Annotated in this window: 21 protein-coding genes; 11 read left to right on the top strand and 10 right to left on the bottom strand. The window is 43.4% G+C overall.

Annotated features, from left to right (window positions below; translation table 11 throughout):
- The first annotated feature begins 9 nt into the window (after positions 1-9).
- Positions 10-1329, top strand: coding sequence for an ABC1 kinase family protein (locus tag IE164_RS08240; RefSeq protein ID WP_189629734.1), 1320 nt, complete (start codon positions 10-12; stop codon positions 1327-1329).
- Here IE164_RS08240 and IE164_RS08245 read toward each other — a convergent pair.
- The 5 genes from IE164_RS08245 to IE164_RS08265 all read right to left on the bottom strand — a co-directional run bounded on the left by IE164_RS08245 (position 1326) and on the right by IE164_RS08265 (position 4956).
- Positions 1326-1676 carry a hypothetical protein gene (locus IE164_RS08245; protein ID WP_229838586.1) on the bottom strand — a complete coding sequence of 117 codons (351 nt, stop codon included), beginning with the start codon at positions 1674-1676 and terminating at the stop codon, positions 1326-1328. The genes IE164_RS08240 and IE164_RS08245 overlap by 4 nt on opposite strands.
- 77 nt (positions 1677-1753) lie before the next feature.
- Positions 1754-2215, bottom strand: coding sequence for a VOC family protein (locus tag IE164_RS08250; protein WP_189629736.1), 462 nt, complete (start codon positions 2213-2215; stop codon positions 1754-1756).
- Complete coding sequence (locus IE164_RS08255) at positions 2208-2630, bottom strand: DUF1801 domain-containing protein (protein ID WP_189629737.1); 423 nt, start codon at positions 2628-2630, stop codon at positions 2208-2210. Before IE164_RS08255 ends, IE164_RS08250 begins: the two co-directional genes overlap by 8 nt.
- A gap of 8 nt (positions 2631-2638) precedes the next feature.
- Positions 2639-4162 (bottom strand): arylsulfatase, encoded by a 1524-nt coding sequence (locus tag IE164_RS08260; RefSeq protein ID WP_189629738.1) that lies wholly within the window; start codon positions 4160-4162, stop codon positions 2639-2641.
- 107 nt (positions 4163-4269) lie between these two features.
- The gene (locus IE164_RS08265) at positions 4270-4956 is read right to left on the bottom strand and encodes a hypothetical protein (protein WP_189629739.1); all 687 of its coding nucleotides are present in this window, start codon (positions 4954-4956) and stop codon (positions 4270-4272) included.
- 224 nt (positions 4957-5180) lie between these two features.
- Here IE164_RS08265 and IE164_RS08270 point away from each other — a divergent pair, with 224 nt between their 5' ends.
- From IE164_RS08270 to IE164_RS08300, 7 genes are all read left to right on the top strand, one after another.
- Positions 5181-6200 (top strand): tetratricopeptide repeat protein, encoded by a 1020-nt coding sequence (locus tag IE164_RS08270; RefSeq protein ID WP_189629740.1) that lies wholly within the window; start codon positions 5181-5183, stop codon positions 6198-6200.
- A gap of 89 nt (positions 6201-6289) precedes the next feature.
- On the top strand, positions 6290-6802 hold the full coding sequence (locus IE164_RS08275) for a GFO_1088 family ECF-type sigma factor (protein WP_189629741.1): 513 nt from the start codon (positions 6290-6292) through the stop codon (positions 6800-6802).
- Positions 6792-7340, top strand: a complete 549-nt coding sequence (locus IE164_RS08280; protein ID WP_189629742.1) for a PG0215 family putative anti-sigma factor — start codon at positions 6792-6794, stop codon at positions 7338-7340. Before IE164_RS08275 ends, IE164_RS08280 begins: the two co-directional genes overlap by 11 nt.
- 12 nt (positions 7341-7352) lie before the next feature.
- Positions 7353-7886 carry a DUF4252 domain-containing protein gene (locus tag IE164_RS08285; protein WP_189629743.1) on the top strand — a complete coding sequence of 178 codons (534 nt, stop codon included), beginning with the start codon at positions 7353-7355 and terminating at the stop codon, positions 7884-7886.
- A gap of 178 nt (positions 7887-8064) precedes the next feature.
- Complete coding sequence (locus tag IE164_RS08290) at positions 8065-8607, top strand: DUF4252 domain-containing protein (RefSeq protein WP_189629744.1); 543 nt, start codon at positions 8065-8067, stop codon at positions 8605-8607.
- Between the two features lie 21 nt (positions 8608-8628).
- Positions 8629-9534: an ABC transporter ATP-binding protein gene (locus IE164_RS08295; protein ID WP_189629745.1), complete on the top strand. Its 906-nt coding sequence runs from the start codon at positions 8629-8631 to the stop codon at positions 9532-9534.
- The gene (locus IE164_RS08300; protein WP_189629746.1) at positions 9531-10343 is read left to right on the top strand and encodes an ABC transporter permease; all 813 of its coding nucleotides are present in this window, start codon (positions 9531-9533) and stop codon (positions 10341-10343) included. The genes IE164_RS08295 and IE164_RS08300 overlap by 4 nt, the downstream gene beginning before the upstream one ends.
- A gap of 61 nt (positions 10344-10404) precedes the next feature.
- Here IE164_RS08300 and IE164_RS08305 read toward each other — a convergent pair whose 3' ends face one another.
- Complete coding sequence (locus tag IE164_RS08305) at positions 10405-11925, bottom strand: BCCT family transporter (protein ID WP_229838589.1); 1521 nt, start codon at positions 11923-11925, stop codon at positions 10405-10407.
- 73 nt (positions 11926-11998) lie between these two features.
- Between IE164_RS08305 and IE164_RS08310 the strand changes: the two genes are divergently transcribed.
- Positions 11999-12547: a DinB family protein gene (locus tag IE164_RS08310; RefSeq protein ID WP_189629747.1), complete on the top strand. Its 549-nt coding sequence runs from the start codon at positions 11999-12001 to the stop codon at positions 12545-12547.
- A gap of 3 nt (positions 12548-12550) precedes the next feature.
- Here IE164_RS08310 and IE164_RS08315 read toward each other — a convergent pair whose 3' ends face one another.
- The 3 genes from IE164_RS08315 to IE164_RS08325 all read right to left on the bottom strand — a co-directional run bounded on the left by IE164_RS08315 (position 12551) and on the right by IE164_RS08325 (position 15560).
- Positions 12551-12952 carry a response regulator gene (locus IE164_RS08315; RefSeq protein ID WP_189629748.1) on the bottom strand — a complete coding sequence of 134 codons (402 nt, stop codon included), beginning with the start codon at positions 12950-12952 and terminating at the stop codon, positions 12551-12553.
- Positions 12953-12955: 3 nt separating this feature from the next.
- On the bottom strand, positions 12956-14260 hold the full coding sequence (locus IE164_RS08320) for a sensor histidine kinase (RefSeq protein WP_189629749.1): 1305 nt from the start codon (positions 14258-14260) through the stop codon (positions 12956-12958).
- Positions 14261-14429: 169 nt separating this feature from the next.
- Positions 14430-15560, bottom strand: coding sequence for a lycopene cyclase family protein (locus IE164_RS08325; RefSeq protein WP_189629750.1), 1131 nt, complete (start codon positions 15558-15560; stop codon positions 14430-14432).
- Positions 15561-15705: 145 nt separating this feature from the next.
- Here IE164_RS08325 and IE164_RS08330 point away from each other — a divergent pair, with 145 nt between their 5' ends.
- Positions 15706-16551, top strand: coding sequence for a hypothetical protein (locus IE164_RS08330; RefSeq protein WP_189629751.1), 846 nt, complete (start codon positions 15706-15708; stop codon positions 16549-16551).
- 30 nt (positions 16552-16581) lie between these two features.
- Here IE164_RS08330 and IE164_RS08335 read toward each other — a convergent pair whose 3' ends face one another.
- Positions 16582-17847 carry an asparagine synthetase B gene (locus tag IE164_RS08335; RefSeq protein WP_189629752.1) on the bottom strand — a complete coding sequence of 422 codons (1266 nt, stop codon included), beginning with the start codon at positions 17845-17847 and terminating at the stop codon, positions 16582-16584.
- 115 nt (positions 17848-17962) lie between these two features.
- Here IE164_RS08335 and IE164_RS08340 point away from each other — a divergent pair, with 115 nt between their 5' ends.
- On the top strand, positions 17963-19198 hold the full coding sequence (locus tag IE164_RS08340) for an ABC transporter permease (RefSeq protein WP_189629753.1): 1236 nt from the start codon (positions 17963-17965) through the stop codon (positions 19196-19198).
- Positions 19199-19307 lie beyond the last annotated feature (109 nt).

A 19307-nucleotide genomic window follows, 5' to 3' on the forward strand; every position in this document is an offset into this window, starting at 1 on the left:
TTCCAGTTCATGAAAGAACAATCTAAAATACCTACCTCTAAGGTGCAGCGTGCTGCCAAATTTGTGACTACCGGAGCCAAGGTAGGGAGCAATTATGTAAAACATTATGCAAAGAAGGCCATTAACCCTTCTCTGGGAAAAGAAGAATTGCATGCCGATAATGCCAGAGATATCTACAATTCGCTAAGTGAATTGAAAGGTAGTGCACTAAAAGTGGCGCAAATGATGAGCATGGATAAGAATATGTTACCAGCCGCTTATCAAGACAAATTCTCCATGGCTCAATACAGTGCGCCACCACTTTCTTACCCGTTGGTAGTAAAGACTTTTCAGCAGTATTTTCAGAAAAATCCGATGGAGATTTTCGATACATTCACCAAGTCGGCTGTCAATGCGGCCTCTATCGGCCAGGTACACCAGGCAACCCGAGACGGCCATAAGTATGCCGTAAAAATTCAGTATCCTGGAGTGGCCAATTCGGTAAAGTCCGACCTCAAGCTGGTACGTCCGTTTGCCGTGCGCCTAATGAACCTGAACGAACGAGACCTGGATCATTACATGGAGGAGGTAGAAACCAAGTTGCTGGAAGAGACCGACTACCATCTGGAAGTAGAACGATCTATGGAGATTTCTGAGGCTTGTTCGCATATTCCTAACCTAAAATTCCCCAGATATTACCCCGATCTTTCGGCCGATCGAATTATTACCATGGACTGGATGGAAGGCAAAGTGTTGAAGGAGTTTATTAAGTCTAACCCCGATCAGGCCACCCGCGACAGAGTGGGACAAGCTATGTGGGATTTCTATGACTTTCAAATTCACACCCTCAGGCAGGTTCATGCCGACCCGCACCCCGGTAATTTTATAATTGATGACGAGGGTACACTGGGTGTAATTGACTTTGGTTGTGTAAAGGTGATTCCCGATCGGTTCTATGACCCTTACTTTAGCCTTATTCGAAAAGATATACTTACGGCCGACAATGAGCTGGAAAACCGATTTAAGGAACTTCAGTTTATTTATGACGATGATATGGCTGAGGATAAGGCCTATTTCTCAGGTGTTGTGAAAGATATGATGGGCTTGTTGGGAAAACCGTTTCATCAGGACGAATTTGATTTTGGTGACGATACATACTTTCGACAGATTTTTGAGATGGGAGAAGTAATTTCTGAATCCAAGAAATTCAGAGCGTCTGAAAAGGCCAGAGGAGCCCGGGATGGTTTGTATATAAACCGAACCTATTTTGGACTATATAATATTCTTAACGAATTGAAGGCCAGGGTGAAGACTACTAAACCTGAATGGGCTGCCCGTGTAGTGGCTTAAGGTAAATTGGAAGGAAGGGAAATGGAGCCTAAAAGGGTACTGGCTGTTACCGACTTTATGGTGAAGTTTAGGTTTTCGAGCTTTTTGAGCTTCTCGTGTTCAAAGTCAATGGGCTGCTTTAGCGTAGTAATGAGTTGGCCTGCTTCATCATAAATCTCAAAATAAATAAGCCCTTGTTTGCTTATCTCTTTCATGTCTTCTAGCAGCTCCTTGCGTTCCTTTTTCAGGTTGCGTTTTACAATGCCCAAAAACTGATCGGAAAGATTGTCTGGAACAAGTTGATAGCTGAAAAGGCATAGGGCAAACAGGCAAGCTGCCAAGAGATAGGTGAAAAGTCTGCTCATCATTGCAACTTATACCAGACAAAGCCAAACTACCCTACCTGCCTCTCAAAAATTAGGAGCAAATAGGGGATACGCCTAAGCTATTTCCAGTCATCGTTTATTTCTATCCAGTAGCCGTTCGGATCCTGAATGTAGATTTGCCTTACACCATCGGGTCTGATCGTTACTTTACCCGCCTCGCCTTCCCAGCTTTCGTAGGGTATTTGATGTTCTTTGAGTCGGTTGATAATGGGCATGAGAGCTTCTACCGCTAAACTAAGGTGGAATGATTTGGTCAATTGTATGGCGCTCATATCGCCCTGAAGCATATGAATTTGCTGGCCTCGACTGTTGCCCATCCAGTCAATTAAAGGATTGCCCGTTGGGTCTTCAATGGGCTTAAAGCCGAGGGCTTTGGCATAAAAATCTTTGCTTTGCTGTAGGTCTTTGACCACTATGGCCAGGTGATTGAATTGGGTTTGTGTTTGGGCATGTATCTGCGATACAGCCACTGTTGAAATAAAGAACAGAACGGGAATTAATTTGTGCTTTATCTTATCCATATTTTTTGGTCATATAATCGTACGATTCTTGAATAAGTTGTTCCAATACCTCCAGGTCTATATCTTCCAGCCTTTTTACGTACAGGCATGACTTTCCGGTTTTATATTTCCCCAGTTTTTTCATTAGGGAATCGTACCGCTCAAAGCCGGGCATTATGTAGAGGGTCAGATTTTGGGAGCGTGGAGAGAAGCCTACTTTCATAAAGTCACCTTCCCGGCCGCTGTCATATTTGTAGTGGTATACATCGAAACCAACAATGGCCGTGCCCCACATTTTTGCTGGTTTGCCGGTTATTCGCTCCATCATGTTTTTGATGGCAAAACTATCGGCACGTTTCTTTTCGTCTTTTACCGAATTTAGAAATGCATCAACGCTGGCGTTGTTTTCCGTGGTTTTGTTTTCGTTTTTGCCCATTGGTTCTACTATTTATCCAGTACAGGGATTTTGAATTTAGCTATTTCAGGCTCTTCATGTGCCTCTTCCATTGCTTTTCTTATCCGTTCCACAATATCGGGGTGTTTATTAGCCAGATTATGCTGTTCAGCCGGGTCGTTTTCCAGATCATACAGCTCTATGGCTAAGTTGCCTTCCATCATGTCTTTTCTAATACCCTTCCATCGGCCCATACGTACAGCCTGTTGGCCATTATAACTCGGAAATTCCCAGTACAGAAAGTTGTGAGTGTTTTTGGCTTGCTTGCCATTAAGTACCGGAACAAGGCTTTTTCCATCGGTTTGGGGTATAACTGCGCCAGCCAGTTCGCTAATTGTGGGCAACAGATCGTAAAAAGCACCGATGTGTTGAGATATGGATTCTGAAGGGATATGTCCCGGCCATGAGGCAATAAGTGGTACACGAATGCCACCTTCGTATGTAAAACCCTTGGTGCGACCATAAGCGTTGGGGAATGGCCCCGCACTATTAAAGTATTCGGGGTCTACTCCTCCCGCATAGGTTGGGCCATTGTCGCTGGTGAAAATAATTAAGGTGTTCTCGTAAATACCTTCTTGCTTTAATAATGCAACGAGTTCTCCCACCTGATCGTCCAAGTAGTTGATCATACCTGCATAGGCGGCCTTCGGAGAGGGGTGGGGAAAGTACCCATTCTGGCCCAGGTAGGGTTTTTCTTCACCAATAATGTCTCGGTACTTTTCTACATATGGCTGTGGCACCTGTAGTGGTACGTGGGGGAGAGGGCTGGCATAGTAAAGGAGAAAGGGAGACTCTTTATCTCTGTTTTTTATAAACTCAAGTGCTTTCTCCTGCATTTTTTGCGGTGCATAGTCCGTTTGAGTAAAGGCATCGTAAGCTTGCGGATTGTATGGGTTGGCTTCTGCAGTTAGCTTGGTGCCTGGAGGCACCGTGTCGTTGTTCAGGGCAACTTTAAGTTCGTTTTCCCACAAGTGAACGGGGTATAAGTTGTGTGCCTGGCGCTGACAATTGTATCCGAAAAAATAGTCGAACCCCTGCCGGTTAGGTGTGCCTTCTGTATTTGGAGCTCCTAGCCCCCATTTGCCTACCAGAGCCGTTTGGTAGCCTGCCGATTGTAATACTTCCCCCATGGTCAGGGTAGAAGCAGGGATGGGACGTTGACCTTCGAGCTCAGGGTTTTTTATGGCCTCTTTATAATTCCAAACATCTCCACGTTCTGTCCATTCGTCATTACCTCTTATAAAGGCATGACCCGTATGCCGGCCGGTGAGCAGTACATAGCGTGAGGGTGCACACACGGGAGAACCTGCATAAAAATTGGTGAAACGCGTGCCTTCTCTGGCCAGTGCATCCAAATGGGGAGTTTGAATCACCTGCTGACCATAGCTACCCAGTTCGCCATAGCCAAGGTCATCGGCCATAATTAGCAATATGTTAGGTGGTTTTTGCTCCCTAGGTTTAGTGCAGGCGATAGTAAGGAAAAAGCAGAATAGGACAGCGTAGCGTAAAGGCATAGAAAAAATCGTTTCTCCAAAATAGAAAAACGATTCGAATTATTTTTTTGATGAACAGGGCCTTGGACCGGTGGTTGTCAATAAAGCCCCGGAAAATTAGGTTGCGGCTAGTTGTTGCCTTTCAAGGCTTTAAAAATGTTTTTACTGTCTTTTCCTTTCTTTAGCTTAATAATGATAAGGCCTTTTTTATTTTCCAGATCATAAATTTCGAGTACTTGTTTTTGTTTGATTACCTCAATAGTTTGAATGTTTTCCGGGCCAATGGAGTCTATGTTGTCGTTGGATGTCAGTAAATAACTTTCATTGCCATATCGTACCAAAAAAGCAACATCTTCCATGGCCGGGTTTTCTATGTGGCTTCTTACTTGCACTTTGGCCTCGCTTTGATTCGTAATACTTTGGGATTCAGAGGCATTGCCTAAAACAGGATGTACCTCCAGTAGATGGGAGCGCCTTCCTTTTTCAACGTTAAAATAAGCTCGTGTTTCAGGGCTGTCTTTCAACCATATTTGAATGAGCCCATTCTTTGCTGCATTTCCATACAGAGCCGTGGCCGATTGTCCCTTCAATACGGTTATGCTCTTTATGGCCTCCTGATCAATTTGGTCTAGCCGGGCCAATGGAGAGAGCAGAAGTTTTTCGTTTCCTAAATGTATTTCAATAAGAGGTTTCTTCTTTTGATCAGTTATAGAAGTATCTGAATGAGTGACCGTAAGTTGAAGTTTTTGTTGTTGGGCAACAACAGAAGCGGATAATGCAACAAGCAGAACAGGTAGAATCAGTAAGTTTTTCATAGCAGTAGTTTGGCGCATTTGTCTCAAAAATAAGGCCAAAGTTTTATTTTTTAGAGGATAATTTAAATTATACTGTGTGAATAGGAACTCTGCTAATTGCAGGGTTTTGCGTCTAAGACACGGAATGCACAAACCGCTATGTTTTGTTCGCCTACACCAAACAGTTTTATTCAACTTTACATTGTTTGAGCAGGAGCTAAGGTGTAATTTGCCCCTCCAAAGGCATGAAGAAAGTATTTCAGTTAATTGTACTAGTGAGTCTATTAGTGGCTTGCGACTCTGATCAAGACAAGGCGGGTAGGTTTTTCATTAAAGGAAACGAAGCTTTGAATCAGGGGCAGTACAACGAAGCCGTACGTTATTATACAGAAGCCATTGCTCTGGCACCTTCTATGAAAGAGGCCTATAATAACCGTGGTGTGGCCTATTACAAAGATGGTCGCTATGCGGAGGCTATTAATGATTACAGCTATGCGTTGGTACAGATAGATGAACACTATGCCGATGCCATTCGCAACAGGGCCAACGCCTACCTGGCCGACCACCGGCATAGCAAGGCCATAGAAGACCTAAACAGGCTACAACGCATTTATCCAGACTCCTCATTTGTCTATTTCACCAAAGGCATTGCGCTGCACGAAGATAAGGCCTATGCTGAGGCAATCGATGCATTCGAAAAGGCCCTCACAATGCAACCGAACGATGCAGAAGCCATGGTGAACCAGGCCAACAGTTTTTATATGCTTCAGGAATTTGAGCAGGCAGAGCAGTTGTTGAACAGAGCCGAGTCTATTGACGCATCGGAACCCAATATCTATAACACCCGAGGTCTCATAGCCATGGAAAAGAAGGAGTATAGTAATGCACTCAACTGGTTTAACATAGCTCTAAGAATGGATCCGGGCAATGCGTATTACTTGAACAACAGAGGGTATCTATACCTTCAGATGAACCGTATAAGTGCAGCAGAAGAAGATTTGCGCAGAGCAATAATTGGTGCGCCAAACAACGCATGGGCTTACAGAAACAGAGGTTACTACTTTCACTTAAATAAGCGATACGAAGATGCCATTCGTAACTTTGAATTAGCCGCTAAAATGGACAATGAAGTACCCTTGCTTCATTTCTATTGGGCCCAAACGCTGCAAAGTCTGAACCGTGGAGAAGAGGCTTGTGAGATTTTATCTCGTGAAACCACCACTTTACCCGAGGTTGAAGACCTGCGTCAGCAAGTTTGCCGATAGCCCGATTTGGCCGTATATTCAGATATCCAATATTTTTTTTTCATGCCTGTGTTAACATCGGTACATCACATGGCGTCTCACTTTTGATTATGGATGTATCGCGCTTCAAAGCAGAGATTTTACCTCTTAAGAATAAACTCTACCGCTTTTCGCTCCACATTGTAAGAGATGAGGAACTGGCGAAAGACGTAGTGCAGGAGAGCCTTATAAAGGTTTGGGAAAAGCGGGAAGAGCTGGGGCAAATTCAAAACATAGAAGCCTGGTGCATGCAAATTACGCGCAACAAGTCGCTCGACAAACTCCGAAGCAAGCACGTAAAGAAGACCGACCTTTTTGAGGTGGAATTCGATACCCGAAAGGAGAGAGATACACCCTTTGTGGTTACGGAAAGAGGCGATTTGATGCAACGAATTATGGAACTGATTGAAAATCTTCCGGACAGGCAAAGAGAAGTAATGCACCTAAGAGATATAGAAGGGTATGCCTATAAGGAGATTGCCGAAATGTTGGGCATAGACATCAATCTGGTAAAAACCAATTTGTTCAGAGCGCGAAGAAAATTAAAAGAGAGCTTAATAAAAGTAGATGCTTATGGACTTTAAGACATCAGAACTAATAAAAAAATATTGGGAGGCAGATACAAGTCTTCAGGAAGAAGAACAACTGAAAAGAGAGTTGCTTTCTGCCACCAACGAAACCGATTGGGAAGAAGAAAAAGCATTATTCGCCCACTTTAAACAAGCCAAAGAAGCAGAACTGGACGATTCGTTCGATCAGGCCCTTCTTGCTGAGATTGACTCTCGTGAAACGGCCGGAACCAGGCAAGTGCAATGGACCGACTATTTTAAGCAGTACTACAAAATTGCGGCCGCAGTGGTAGTGCTTCTGGTTTCAGGAATGCTCTATCAGCAACAACAAAAAGAAGTGGTGGTAGAAGATACTTTTGACAACCCTGAAGTAGCCTATGCCGAGTTGAAAAAGCAGTTACTGATTGTTTCGCGTTACCTGAACAAGGGGCAACAAACCGTATCGGAGCTCAACAACCTAAGCAAGGTACCCTCCGAGCTGAAAGACTTTGCCAAAATGAGTGAAGCCTCTGAAGGCCTGGAAATGTTAAGTGAAATGAATGTTGAAAATTAAGTTAGAATGAATATGAAAAAGTTAGTATTAACAATGGTTATGGCTGTGTTTGCTGTAGGAGCAAAGGCACAGACTGATGCGATATCGAAGTACTTTAGCAAGTACGTTTCTGATACTTCCTTTATGCACGTAAACTTTAGCGGTAAAATGTTTCAGATGATTAGTCGTCTGGAAATGGATAACGCTGAAGAGCAAAAAATGATGGAAGAGTCGCTCGGCAAAATTAAGCGCGTGCAGGTGCTGGGGAAAGATAAGAATGTAGACGGAAGAAAAATGTATGCCGAAGCCATTAAACTAGTAGAAGGTAAAGGTTTTGAGGAGCTTATGTCCGTAAGAGAAGATGACAAAGACATCCGTTTCCTTATCAAAGAAAGCAACAATAAAATCGATGAGTTATTTATGGTAATGGGTGGCAAAAACGAGTTTGGCTTGCTAAGCATTGTTGGAGACGGAATCGATTTGAACGCCCTATATAAGCTGTCCAAGAAAATAGGAATGGATGGTTTTGAGGAACTTGAATTCCTGGATCAGCGCAAAGGAAACTAAATTATACCCGAATTGTGGCGGAGCTTTACGATTGGCTCCGTCCCAATTTTTTAAGTCAAAAGCTCACTATTTGGATGTATGAAATGAGCTGAAACCACCCTCCGGAGCCCTGTTTCGGAACTACACTTTTGCGGTTTTAGCAAATTTCATGTGTGCAGACAACACAAAACGATTACACATGAAAAAAATCTTATCCCTTGGTCTATGCCTATGTATGGTAAGTTTTGCCACAGCGCAAAGCAAGCATGTAGAGCGGTTTCGAAAAGACCATAAACCCACCACATCGCTCTTCTTTTATAAGAGTACATTAAAAATGTATGCTCGAATGCAGCAAAGTCTGCAAGGTCAGTTCGATGCTGAAGAGTTTTCAGAAATGCCACAGTTGGCCGAAATGATTGATGGAATAGAAAAAATCAAATTCTTTTTATACGAAGATTGGACGTCTCAGCAAGACAGACAATTGTTTGAAAAGCTGACAGAAGATGTGCGATCAGAAGGCTATGAGGAGCTCATGTCCGGCAGGGTTGAAGGTAATCAAATGAGTGTTTTCATGAAAGAGGGCAGAAGCCGTCCGCAAGGCTTTGTGGTGATTGTGCGAATGGAAACCGGATATAGCATTATAGATATTGAGGGCTATCCTAATGTCAATAAGATCATGAAGCTCTCTAACCTGATCAATAATAGCTCCAATAGCCTCAATCTGTCAGAAGCAATTAAGTAAGGTCAACCTAAAATTCACGATTTGGACACAGTATTATCAATAAAAGGTCTTTCCAAGCACTATGGGAAGATAAAAGCCCTTGATGGCCTCAACCTGGAGGTAAAGAAGGGTAATGTATTTGGCATATTAGGCCCCAACGGAAGTGGAAAAACCACTACACTCGGAATGATTCTGGATGTAATTAACCCCACAGCCGGGCAATTTGAGTGGTTTGGAAAGAAAAGTGGACCTGCTACGCGTAAGCGCATTGGCGCCATACTGGAGCACCCCATTTTCTACCCATACCTTACCGGTAGGCAAAACCTCATGATTGTTTGCGATATCAAACAAGTACCCTATGAAAGGGTAGACGAGGTATTGCTTCAGGTAGGGCTGGAAGAACGCAAAAACTCAAAGTTTAAAACCTATTCTTTGGGTATGAAGCAAAGACTTTCTATTGCTTCTGCTTTGTTGTGCGATCCTGAGGTAATGATTTTGGACGAACCAACCAATGGGCTCGATCCACAGGGTATTGCCGAAATCAGAGACCTGATTATATCCATTGCCAATAGTGGTAAAACCATCATCATTGCCAGTCATTTGCTAGATGAGGTGCAGAAGGTATGTACTCACTTTTGTGTGTTGCAACGAGGCAAACTCATATACAATGGTTTGGTAGAAGATGTGGGCAAAGGAAACCTGAGTGTAGAAGTAAAGGCCGATGATGAGCGACTGGAAGAAGTACTTGGAGCCTGCAATTTACACCTCGAAATGAAAAGGGAGTTAGATAAATACATTCTTACCATGCATGATGGCTACAGTGCAGCCGATGTAAACAAATACCTTTTCGACCACGGTATTACGGCAAAGCATTTAATTGTAAAGACTAAAAGTCTGGAAAAACAGTTCTTAGAAATTCTAAAAGACCAGGAAGGAGGCAAACAATGATACGACTATTAAAAATTGAGCTTAAAAAGGTTTGGCCGAGCCGGGCGTTTCGTTTGCTTTCCATCATGTATATGGTAGCTATGGTAATCATAGCCATGGGCGTAATGCCGTTTTTACGGTGGATGAAGTCTAAGTTTGAAGATTTTGATCTGGACGGAATTGATCCCACCATAATTCCTTTTTATGAGTTCCCCGACATTTGGCAAAACCTTACCAGCGTGGCCATTTGGTTTAAATTACTTTTAGGTTTTAGCCTTGTATTTTCTATTACCAATGAGTTTTCGTACCGAACCATACGCCAAAATGTAATCGATGGACTTAGCAAGCATGAGTTTATTCTGTCCAAGATTATTATGGCCGGTTTTTTGGCAGCCGCTTCTACAGTAACCCTCTTCGTACTGGGCTTAATTACGGGATTAATGTATTCTACCGAGATTTCTTTTATGCTCATTTTTGAAGACAGCTTTTTTCTGTTGGCCTTTTTTATTCAGCTATTCTCCTTCCTGCTCTTTACTTTGCTCATAGGGGTGCTAATTAAGAAGTCGATTATTGCCATGGGACTGTTGGTTTTCTGGATACTTGCTGTAGAAAACGGATTCTACATTTACAGCCAGGTAAAGAAGATCGAATGGATCGAATATCTGTTGCCCATAAAGTCAATCAATGCGCTCATACATAATCCTTTTCCCAAGTACGTATTTATGGAAATACAAGACTGGGTTGCCCTGCCCGAACTACTGCTTGTATTAGGGTATGGCGGTTTGTTTTATTGGGCTACTATACGACTGGTGGTAAAGAGAGATCTTTAAGAGACCCTGCTGCCTGCCAACGGAACAACCTCAACAGCCCTTACCGGTGGTTGAGGTTCTTTTATTTCTTTTTATGTTTCAACAGCCAGAAAATGCAACCCAGCGTAATGGCGAGCAATAAGAAGAGAGCAGGTAAACCACCCAGGTTAGAAAGCATTTTTATACCCTCAATTCCGGCCATACTCACCATAATATAGGCTACAAGACCTATGGTAGTGCCCCAAACAATTTTAATAAAAACCGGGGCAGAAGGCGCCTGAGGCGAAATACCGGTTGAACTAATACCACCCATGGCTTCGGTGTTGGAATCGGCAGCCGTTACATATGAAAGAAAAGCTGTGAAAAGAAATATCAGGGCCAGCAGGTCAGACCAGGGTAAAGCATCGAAAATACCATAAATCACCGATTCGGGCCCCAATGAGGTGAGCAGGCCAAGAAGATCGGCCTTTTTACTTAGCTGAAAATGGAGGGCAATACCACTAAAAATACTCATCCAGAGCATTCCGAAAATAGAAGGTAGCACCCAGTTGAAAAGCATAAACTGGCGAATGGTATAACCTTTGGCAAGCCGCCCTAAAAACAGGGCTGTAATAGGTGCCCAGGCCATCCAGTTGGCCCAGTTAAAGGTTGTCCAGCTTTTAGGCCAGTCGTCATTTGGGTAAAGCACACTAACCACTGTCATTTCAGGGAGCGATTTAAAGTAAATGACCAGAGCCTGGCCCCATTGCGATAGAATACTTTTAGTGGGGCCAAAGAAAAGTAAGAACAGAGCCAGAATAAGAAATATGCGGGCATTGATGTCCGAAAGCACCCGAATACCTTTCATTAAACCCGATATAGCCGAAAGAGTAAAGCATCCCACTATGAGAAGGGCAATGAACAGCAACAACCAGGGACTTTGATAACCTGTGAGGTTATGAATTCCACCACTAAGGGTTAGTATACCGGCTCCCAAAGAGGCCGCCATTCCAGCAACCAGTGCATAAAGACAAATGCCGTCTATTAACACTCCCAACTTCCCCTTTGGAGTAGCCTTTTGCCAGGGGAAGAGTGTAGACTCCAGGCTGAAGCTTCGTTTTCGGTTATAGAATGCAATCGCGAACATCAGGGCCGGAATACAATAAATGGCATAGGGAGTAAACGTCCAGTGCAGGTACATGTAACTTAGAGCCTCCTGAGCGGCTTTTTCGCTCAAGGCTGGAGTTTCAGAGAAAGCAGGAGGAGAAGAAAAATGAAACAGAGGTTCGGCAGTTCCCCAGAATATGATGCCCGTGGCAATGGTAGTACACAATACAATAGAGAACCAGCGCCACTTGCTGAGAAAGGGTTCCGCATGCTCACCACCAATTTTTTGCTTTCCCAGGGGGTGAAAGCATATTACGAGGCAACAGACTAGCATAAGACCGGTGGTTATGCTGAACAGCCATCCGAAACGAGAAATGATGAGGTCATTGATGCGGCTGGTAGTTTCAAGAAAACCCTCCGCATCTGCAAGACTATAGACAAGAGCTGCGAGAAGGAGGAGAAAGGGAGGCCAGAAAACCTGATGACGAAAATTGGAAAACAATCGATTAATTCTCAACGGTGTTCAGTATATCAGTTATTTTTGAAAGTAAACCATTCTTTATCGTTAAACAAACCATTTGCTATTGGCCATGAAAGCACTGTACACTTCCCTATTCTTTCTTTTTTTTACTGCCCTCAGTGCTCAGGACTTACCTTACAGATCTATCCCTGATGTGCCTGAAGGGCTTTATGCCCAGCAGGCAATGGCACGAATGGTCGATGGTCTGGGGTTTAGGTTTTATTGGGCCTCTGAGTCGCTAAGGCCAGAAGATCTTGCTTTTGGGCCTGAAGGAGAGGGGCGAAATGTAATGCAGACTATTCAGCATATTTATGGCCTTTCTGTCTTTACAATGACCTCTTTAGATAAAACTTTTGAAGCACCCAAGGCAGCCGATACCTATGAGGAGCTTCGTACCCAAACCCTTCATCTGATCAAGGCTATATCTGATAAGTTGCAGCGAATGGATAATGCTTCATTGCAAAAGGTAGAAGTGAATGGACTGCCCTTTTGGTACTTGATTAATGGTCCGATTGCCGATGCTATATACCATACCGGTCAGATAGTGCTGCTGAGAAGGATGTCTGGTAACCCCACAAACCCAAAAGTGAGTGTGCTAAGGGGAGTAGTGGGTAATTAAGTATTAGAAGTTCTTATCGATAATTTTTTTGAGTATTTCTTCTGTAAGAGGTTTGTGAATAAAGCCCTCTACATTGGTGCTTTTGGATTTTTCAAGATCATCGGGGTTGAGCGATGTGGTGAGCATTACAATAACCACTTTGGCCTTTTGGTCAATGTGTAGCTTTTCGTAGTGCTCCAAAAACTGCCAGCCGTTCATGCCGGGCATGTTTATATCTAAAAAAATTAGATCGGGCTGCGGATATTCTCCGTTTTCTGATGACTTCAAGAACTCCAGAGCTTCCATGCCGCTTTTAGCTACCACACAGCGTTCGCAACATTCGGCCTCTTCAACAACCATTGAGTTCAGAAAATTGGTGGCAGCATCATCGTCAACCAACAGAATGCATTTTAGCTTCTTTTCCATAGACTATAAATTAGGGATGTTAAAAAAGAAGGTAGATCCCTCATTTGGGGTCGATTCTACCCAGATATTACCACCGTGCAACTCCACTATCTTTTTGCAATGCGACAGGCCGATACCGGTACCCGGATATTCACTTTGGTTGTACAGACGTTGAAAAATGACAAAAATCTGATCCTGATACTGTTTGTCAATACCTATGCCATTGTCTTCTATAGAGAAAGTCCAGCCATTGTTGGGTTTGGCCGAAACGACCACACGGGGTGGAACGTCTTTTCTTCTGAATTTTATGGCATTGGCTATTAGGTTTTGAAAAAGTACTCTTAGCTCTGTTTCGTAGGCGTTGATTATAGGCAAGTCGTTAATAATAAGCTCTCCGTCTACTTCCTCAATAGAGGTTTTCATGTCTTTCTTTACGGCCTTTACCAGCTTAATACAGTCAACCGATTTCAGTTGTTTGTTTTTTCCAATCCTGCCATACTCTAACAGGCCTTTTACCAGGTTGCGCATGCGGTTAGATGAATCGGAGACAAATGAAAGCAGCTTGTTTCCTTTGGCGTCAAGTGTATCGGCATAGTCCTTTTTCAGCTTTTCTGACAGGTCTATAATGGTGCGTAAGGGTTCTTGCAGATCGTGAGAGGCTACGTAAACAAATTGCTCTATTTCCTGATTTTGTCTTTGGAGTGAAGAAACGGCCCTTCTCAGCTTACGTTCGGCCAATTCGGCCTGCTTGGTTTTTTCGGCTAAATCGTGATTAACGTACTGAAGTTCAAATATAATGCTGGTTAGCTTGGCCATGCCTTCCAGATACTCCTGGTCATGCTCGTCAAAATCACCTTCGAATCGGTCGCTAAGTTGTAAAACACCCACAACTTCACCATTGGGTCGTTTTACAGGTGATGCCAGCCACCCAGGCATAGGAGGATGCTCAAGTCCACGGGCATCTTTAAGTTCGCTAAAGCGTTTGAACATAGGGTGGCTGTAGAGTTCTTCTTCCGTAAATCTCACCGACTTCCTTTGGTCAATAACCAAGCGCCAGATCCCCTTGCCCGTGGGCATTACGTCATAGGAATTATATTTTTCATACTTACTCGAGAAGCTATGGGTATGGACTGCCCGCTGAAAATCTCCGTCTGGTATAAAGCTTACCGCTGATTGATGAGCTCCAATCGATGTTCTTATCTCTTGGGCGATGTCGTGCAAGACATCGGCAAAAGACTTGTCATGAGCCAAGCTCAGCGTGGTGTTTATATTAAGTACCAGCTTTGCTTTTGACTCACGAGAATCAGATGTGCCCAAAGAACTAAACATAGACAATTCTTACGCCTAAAAACTTTAATGGATTAATGTAATTACATATTAATTTACATATAAAATCATATAAATCAATATATGTAAATATTATTCTTTGATATGTTAAGAAGAAAGTTTCTTCGAAGATCTGTGAAGATAGACGTATACGGGGTTCTGTTTATACGTCTTAGTCAACATATTGTTTTAAAAAGTTCTTCCCAAAATTCAATAATGGGGTGGAGGCCATAATTTTCAATTCTTCTAAAAGCCCCGTCTCTTCATCGAGAAACCTAAACATTGTGTGCAGTCCATTTTTTCTGAAAAGAGATCCGAAAATTTCTTCACCGGTATATTTTCCTTCGGCTAAAACCCTCAATAGAGTGGCATCATAGGCTTTGAATCGGGAGGTTTGGTAGGGTAGATGGCTGTCGGGTGCTTTTCCCTTTTTCAGGTTTTCTACCATGGCTTGGAGTATTTGCTGTCCGCGCAGAAATGTGTAGCCCGTAGAGGCCTTGGCAAAGCCTCCGTTAATGCCAATGTTATAGACGTTTTCACTTTGTTTGATCACGAAGCGATGATCCGTCATTGGAATTACACCAAACTCTTCCTCAGCAATGGTGTAGCCTTCAATACCTAATTGTTTAATGTAGCTTTTCAAACCCAGTGTATATTCTGTATCAGAAAGCATAGCAGGGCTAAATAGGGTATATTCAACAAGAGCCCTTTTGCTGCTGAAAGGCAGCACGTAGCCAAAGCGACAATCGCCTTGTTGGTCTACCGAAAAATCCATGTAGGTGGCTGTGTCCGGCAAAAAACTGTCTGATGCAGTTTCAATTACCCACCCTTTAAAGTGCTGTAAAAGAGTAGTGGAGGCTTCTTTTTGGAGCGCGTTAAGGTTGAAAATGCTGGAAAAAACCAATTGTCCTTTATACTCAGAAGAGTCAGTTTTAACCACTCCGTTTGGGCTTATTTGTTCCACCGTTTCCTGTACCCAGACTACTTGCGGCACATTTAGGTTTTCTTTCATGAAGGCATAGAAGTCTATTGCCCGAATCATCTTATAGGAATATGGAGCGAGAGCATAGGTTTTATGCCACTTTGAGGTAGCTACTCTGGCGTTTGCCCATGTTTTGAACACCAGTTGCTCTAGCAGGTTTTGGCCTTTTTGCCAAAAGCACCAGGTGCGGTCGTTGGTGCTTTTTGAGTCTTTTTCGATTATAAGTATGCTTTTTTGCTTATCTTCGAAACCCGTCAGCAGATAAGCCAGGGTTAATCCGGCTGCCCCACCTCCGGCTATTATATAATCGAACTGCTTCATTAGATCAAACTTAATAGAATAACTGCTATTCTCTCTTTTTGATTTAAATGCTTTTTAAACGACTGTAAGACTGTGTGATAAAGGGTTTTTGGGGAACCTCTTTATGTAAAACTTTTTAAATTGGCGGCCAACTGGGAGACCACGAATGACTAAAACACCTGTCATATGCCTTATGGTACTGTGCCTGCTATCTTCTTGCGGGATACAAATGATATGCCCTGCTTACCATTCTTCCTTTGTGCTGGATGAAGATCACCAGCGCGATCTTTACTCTCTTTTTACTGTAGTGGATGGTGATACCGTGCCCAAGCGTCCTTACGGATTTAAGTACAAAGCAGAAGGTGATAGCATGATGGAAAAGTTTATCAAAGGTACGGAAGGTAAAGGGTTTAGAGTACAGACCGGCAGGGTGCATTCTTTAGAAAAGGCCGGTTTTACCTATGAAAACCGGGTGAAAGAAAAACTGTGGGTGAAGATTTTTTCCGGTCGGGAAAAACCTGTTCTTGAAAACCCTTATCTGTTCGACCGTATTACCAAAAAGCGACCGTTCTATAAACTCGACCAGTTGGAGACCGAGCTGGTTCACTTTAACAGTGCTGCCTACGATAGTCTGGTGCGAGCAACTATCAATCGTGGAGATACTGCAGCTTACGATCGTTTAATGCAGGAGTATAATGCGCTACCTCCGGCTATACAGGCACAACATGCCCCGCTACTGAGAGGAGGGTTCAATGTGGAGCAAGATGAATACGATAAGCGTTACAAAGATTACTTTCTGGAACTGCCCGAGCCCCCAGCACCCATAGACAGTAGTTTGTTAAAAGCTCAACAGCCCGACACCCTTGCTACCGATACAACCTCCAAAAAGGGAATTTTAGGGCTGTTCAAAAAGAAAGGGAATAAGAGTGAAGAAAAGCCGCCTAAAAAAGAGCGCAAGCGCGATCGGAAGAATAACGATGAAGGTATCTTGAATGAAGATGATGATAATTAAAGCTTCCGTTTCGGGGGGGCGACTTTGTACTTAGGTCTTCCGTTTTTTCTTTTTAGCAGCCGGAAATAGAATATTGTTTAGAATAAGCCTGTAGCCGGGCGAATTAGGGAAAAGGTTAAGATCGGTCGGTTCTTCACCTACCCGATGCTGATAATCTTCCGGGTCGTGTCCTCCGTAAAAAGTCCAGAATCCCTTGCCATAGATGCCGTGAATGTATTTGTCTTCATTGGCTGCAATTGTTTCGCCCATTACTACCACATCTGGTTTTACTACCCGTTTCTTAAATGACGTGGTTTGTCCGTAAAACCCTTTAATGAGATTGGTATGGTTTTGTGTGAGCATAGTTGGCACCGGATCCCACTTGGCTGAAAACTGAAAGAGCTTAAAGTAATCATTGCCCTCGTTGAGCGAGCGTTGTCTGCGGGCATCCGTGTTGTCTATATCGGAAAATTCATACTCCAGTGGATTGGTTTTGAGCTTAAAGTTTTCGAAGGCCAGCGTTTGTGTAAAGTCAAACCTTCGCTCTGCCCCCGGCTCGGCAGGGTCGCCATCGTACATAGACTCTATAAAGTCTACTCCATTTGCTGCCAGGGCAATGTCGAAAGAGTCGGTGGCCGAGCACATGGCGAACAGAAAGCCCCCCCCGGCCACAAATGCCCTGATTTTTTGAGCAATGGCCAATTTGAGTTGAGAAACTTTTGCAAAGCCATGCTTTTTGGCCGAAGCTTCATAGTCTTTCTGCTGCTGAATATACCACGAGTAGTTTTTAAAGGTGGCATAGAATTTTCCGTACTGACCCGTAAAATCTTCATGGTGTAAGTGTAACCAATCGTATGAGGTTAGTTCATCGTTCATGAGTTCATCATCATATACCACATCGTAAGGAATTTCTGCATAGGTCAGGGCCAGTGTTACGGCATCGTCCCAGGGCATTTTGCTTTTGGGTGAGTAAACGGCAATTTTGGGCACCTTCTCCAGCCGCATCATATCCATGTTGCTCGAAGGAGAGGAGAGGAGTTGCTCCAGCTTGAGGGCATCGGCATCAGAAATTACCTGATAGCTCACTCCCCTTACCACCAGTTCATTTTCAATGCCCGTTCGGGCGGGCAGTAAAAAACTTCCTCCCCTGTAATTTAACATCCAGTCAATTGGTTCGTCTTGACTTAAAACCCAATAGGCAATTCCATAAGCTTTGAGGTGGTTGGTCTGGCTTTCGTCCATAGGAACCAATATCTTATTGGAAAAACCAGTGATTGTAAAAAGGCAGAAGAGAAAGGTGAAAACTAGTTTCTTCATAGCGAACAAGATATTAAACCGTTTAGCTGTGGAATCGTTCAATTTACGTATTAGTTGCTAAAACTTGACCAGTGGTCAATTACATTTATAACGAGGTTAGACTCAAGTATTACGCATGAATTTAAGACAAAACATCTCCGAAGGCATTAGCTCCATAAAAGCCAACATTCTCCGAACTGTCCTTACCGGACTCATCATTGCCATTGGTATTACTTCTCTGGTAGGCATGCTCACGGCTGTAGATGGCATTAAAAGTGAAATTGATGCCAGCTTATCCAACCTGGGAGCTAATAGTTTCGATATTAATTCTCGTTTTTCCGGCCGAAGAAACCAGAATGGTAGAAAGGAGAAGTCTTATGAGCCCATTCGCTTTACAGAGGCCAACCGTTTCAAAGAAACTTTTGAGTTTCCTTCTACCACTACAGTTTATACCCGTGTGAGTGGTATTGCGGAAATAAAGTATGGTAGCAAAACCACCAACCCGAATATTTCGGTTACTGGAGGCGATGAAAACTACATAGCTATAAAGGGTATTAATATTGAGCGCGGTAGAAATTTCTCTTCGTTGGAAATTCAATATGGAAACTACGTGTGCATTTTGGGTACGGAAGTGGTAAAGGCCCTTTTCGAAGCCAATGAAGACCCGCTCAACCAACAAGTGAAGTTTTACGGCAACAATTACCGGGTAATCGGAATTTTGGAAGAAAAAGGAGGTTTTGGTGGCGATACGGAAGAAGATAGAAACATTATCATTCCGCTACAGAATGCCAAACGACTGGATAGAAGAGGCTCTATGCGCTTCAATATTACTACCATGATCCAGAACCCTGAAGATATTGAGTATGCCATGGGTGAAGCCACCGGTTTAATGCGTCAGATTAGGGGCGATAGAATAGGAGAAGAAGACTCTTTCGAAGTAGAAAGGAGCGACTCGGTAACAGAAGCCCTTGATAACATTACCAATGGCATGCGAATGGCCGGATTTGGTATAGGTGCTGTAACCCTGTTAGGAGCGGCTATTGGCCTAATGAATATTATGATGGTTTCGGTAACCGAGAGAACCCGTGAAATAGGGATTAGAAAGGCTCTTGGAGCTACTCCAAAGCGCATACTGCAACAGTTTCTTATTGAGTCGGTAGTAATTTGCCAAATGGGCGGTATTGCAGGAGCTGTTCTCGGCATTATTGTAGGGAACATTCTGGCCAAGTTATTAGGAGGAGCATTTATTATTCCGTGGCTGTGGATTACCGTAGGTCTGATTATTTGTGTTGTAGTAGGAGTTATTTCCGGTTACATTCCTGCCAAGCGAGCTGCCGCTATGGATCCTATTGAGTCGCTTCGCTTTGAGTAAGAAGCTTTCAGATGGTGGGCATAAGAACTAAGGCATTGGTTTACAAAGGTCTGCCGCCTTACTTATCGGATTGACACCTATTGGTAATTGCTGCCTACAATATTTAAAT

This window comes from Roseivirga thermotolerans (genome assembly GCF_014653175.1).
Lineage (GTDB): Bacteria > Bacteroidota > Bacteroidia > Cytophagales > Cyclobacteriaceae > Roseivirga > Roseivirga thermotolerans.

Coding starts and splice junctions, on each gene's coding strand:
- IE164_RS08330 (WP_189629751.1), top strand. CDS start 15,706: ATGACTAAAACACCTGTCATATGCCTTATGGTACTGTGCCTGCTATCT.
- IE164_RS08240 (WP_189629734.1), top strand. CDS start 10: ATGAAAGAACAATCTAAAATACCTACCTCTAAGGTGCAGCGTGCTGCC.
- IE164_RS08335 (WP_189629752.1), bottom strand. CDS start 17,847: ATGAAGAAACTAGTTTTCACCTTTCTCTTCTGCCTTTTTACAATCACT.
- IE164_RS08265 (WP_189629739.1), bottom strand. CDS start 4,956: ATGAAAAACTTACTGATTCTACCTGTTCTGCTTGTTGCATTATCCGCT.
- IE164_RS08315 (WP_189629748.1), bottom strand. CDS start 12,952: ATGGAAAAGAAGCTAAAATGCATTCTGTTGGTTGACGATGATGCTGCC.
- IE164_RS08290 (WP_189629744.1), top strand. CDS start 8,065: ATGAAAAAAATCTTATCCCTTGGTCTATGCCTATGTATGGTAAGTTTT.
- IE164_RS08270 (WP_189629740.1), top strand. CDS start 5,181: ATGAAGAAAGTATTTCAGTTAATTGTACTAGTGAGTCTATTAGTGGCT.
- IE164_RS08255 (WP_189629737.1), bottom strand. CDS start 2,630: ATGGGCAAAAACGAAAACAAAACCACGGAAAACAACGCCAGCGTTGAT.
- IE164_RS08280 (WP_189629742.1), top strand. CDS start 6,792: ATGGACTTTAAGACATCAGAACTAATAAAAAAATATTGGGAGGCAGAT.
- IE164_RS08340 (WP_189629753.1), top strand. CDS start 17,963: ATGAATTTAAGACAAAACATCTCCGAAGGCATTAGCTCCATAAAAGCC.
- IE164_RS08310 (WP_189629747.1), top strand. CDS start 11,999: ATGAAAGCACTGTACACTTCCCTATTCTTTCTTTTTTTTACTGCCCTC.
- IE164_RS08275 (WP_189629741.1), top strand. CDS start 6,290: ATGGATGTATCGCGCTTCAAAGCAGAGATTTTACCTCTTAAGAATAAA.
- IE164_RS08250 (WP_189629736.1), bottom strand. CDS start 2,215: ATGGATAAGATAAAGCACAAATTAATTCCCGTTCTGTTCTTTATTTCA.
- IE164_RS08285 (WP_189629743.1), top strand. CDS start 7,353: ATGAAAAAGTTAGTATTAACAATGGTTATGGCTGTGTTTGCTGTAGGA.
- IE164_RS08320 (WP_189629749.1), bottom strand. CDS start 14,260: ATGTTTAGTTCTTTGGGCACATCTGATTCTCGTGAGTCAAAAGCAAAG.
- IE164_RS08325 (WP_189629750.1), bottom strand. CDS start 15,560: ATGAAGCAGTTCGATTATATAATAGCCGGAGGTGGGGCAGCCGGATTA.
- IE164_RS08260 (WP_189629738.1), bottom strand. CDS start 4,162: ATGCCTTTACGCTACGCTGTCCTATTCTGCTTTTTCCTTACTATCGCC.
- IE164_RS08300 (WP_189629746.1), top strand. CDS start 9,531: ATGATACGACTATTAAAAATTGAGCTTAAAAAGGTTTGGCCGAGCCGG.
- IE164_RS08245 (WP_229838586.1), bottom strand. CDS start 1,676: ATGATGAGCAGACTTTTCACCTATCTCTTGGCAGCTTGCCTGTTTGCC.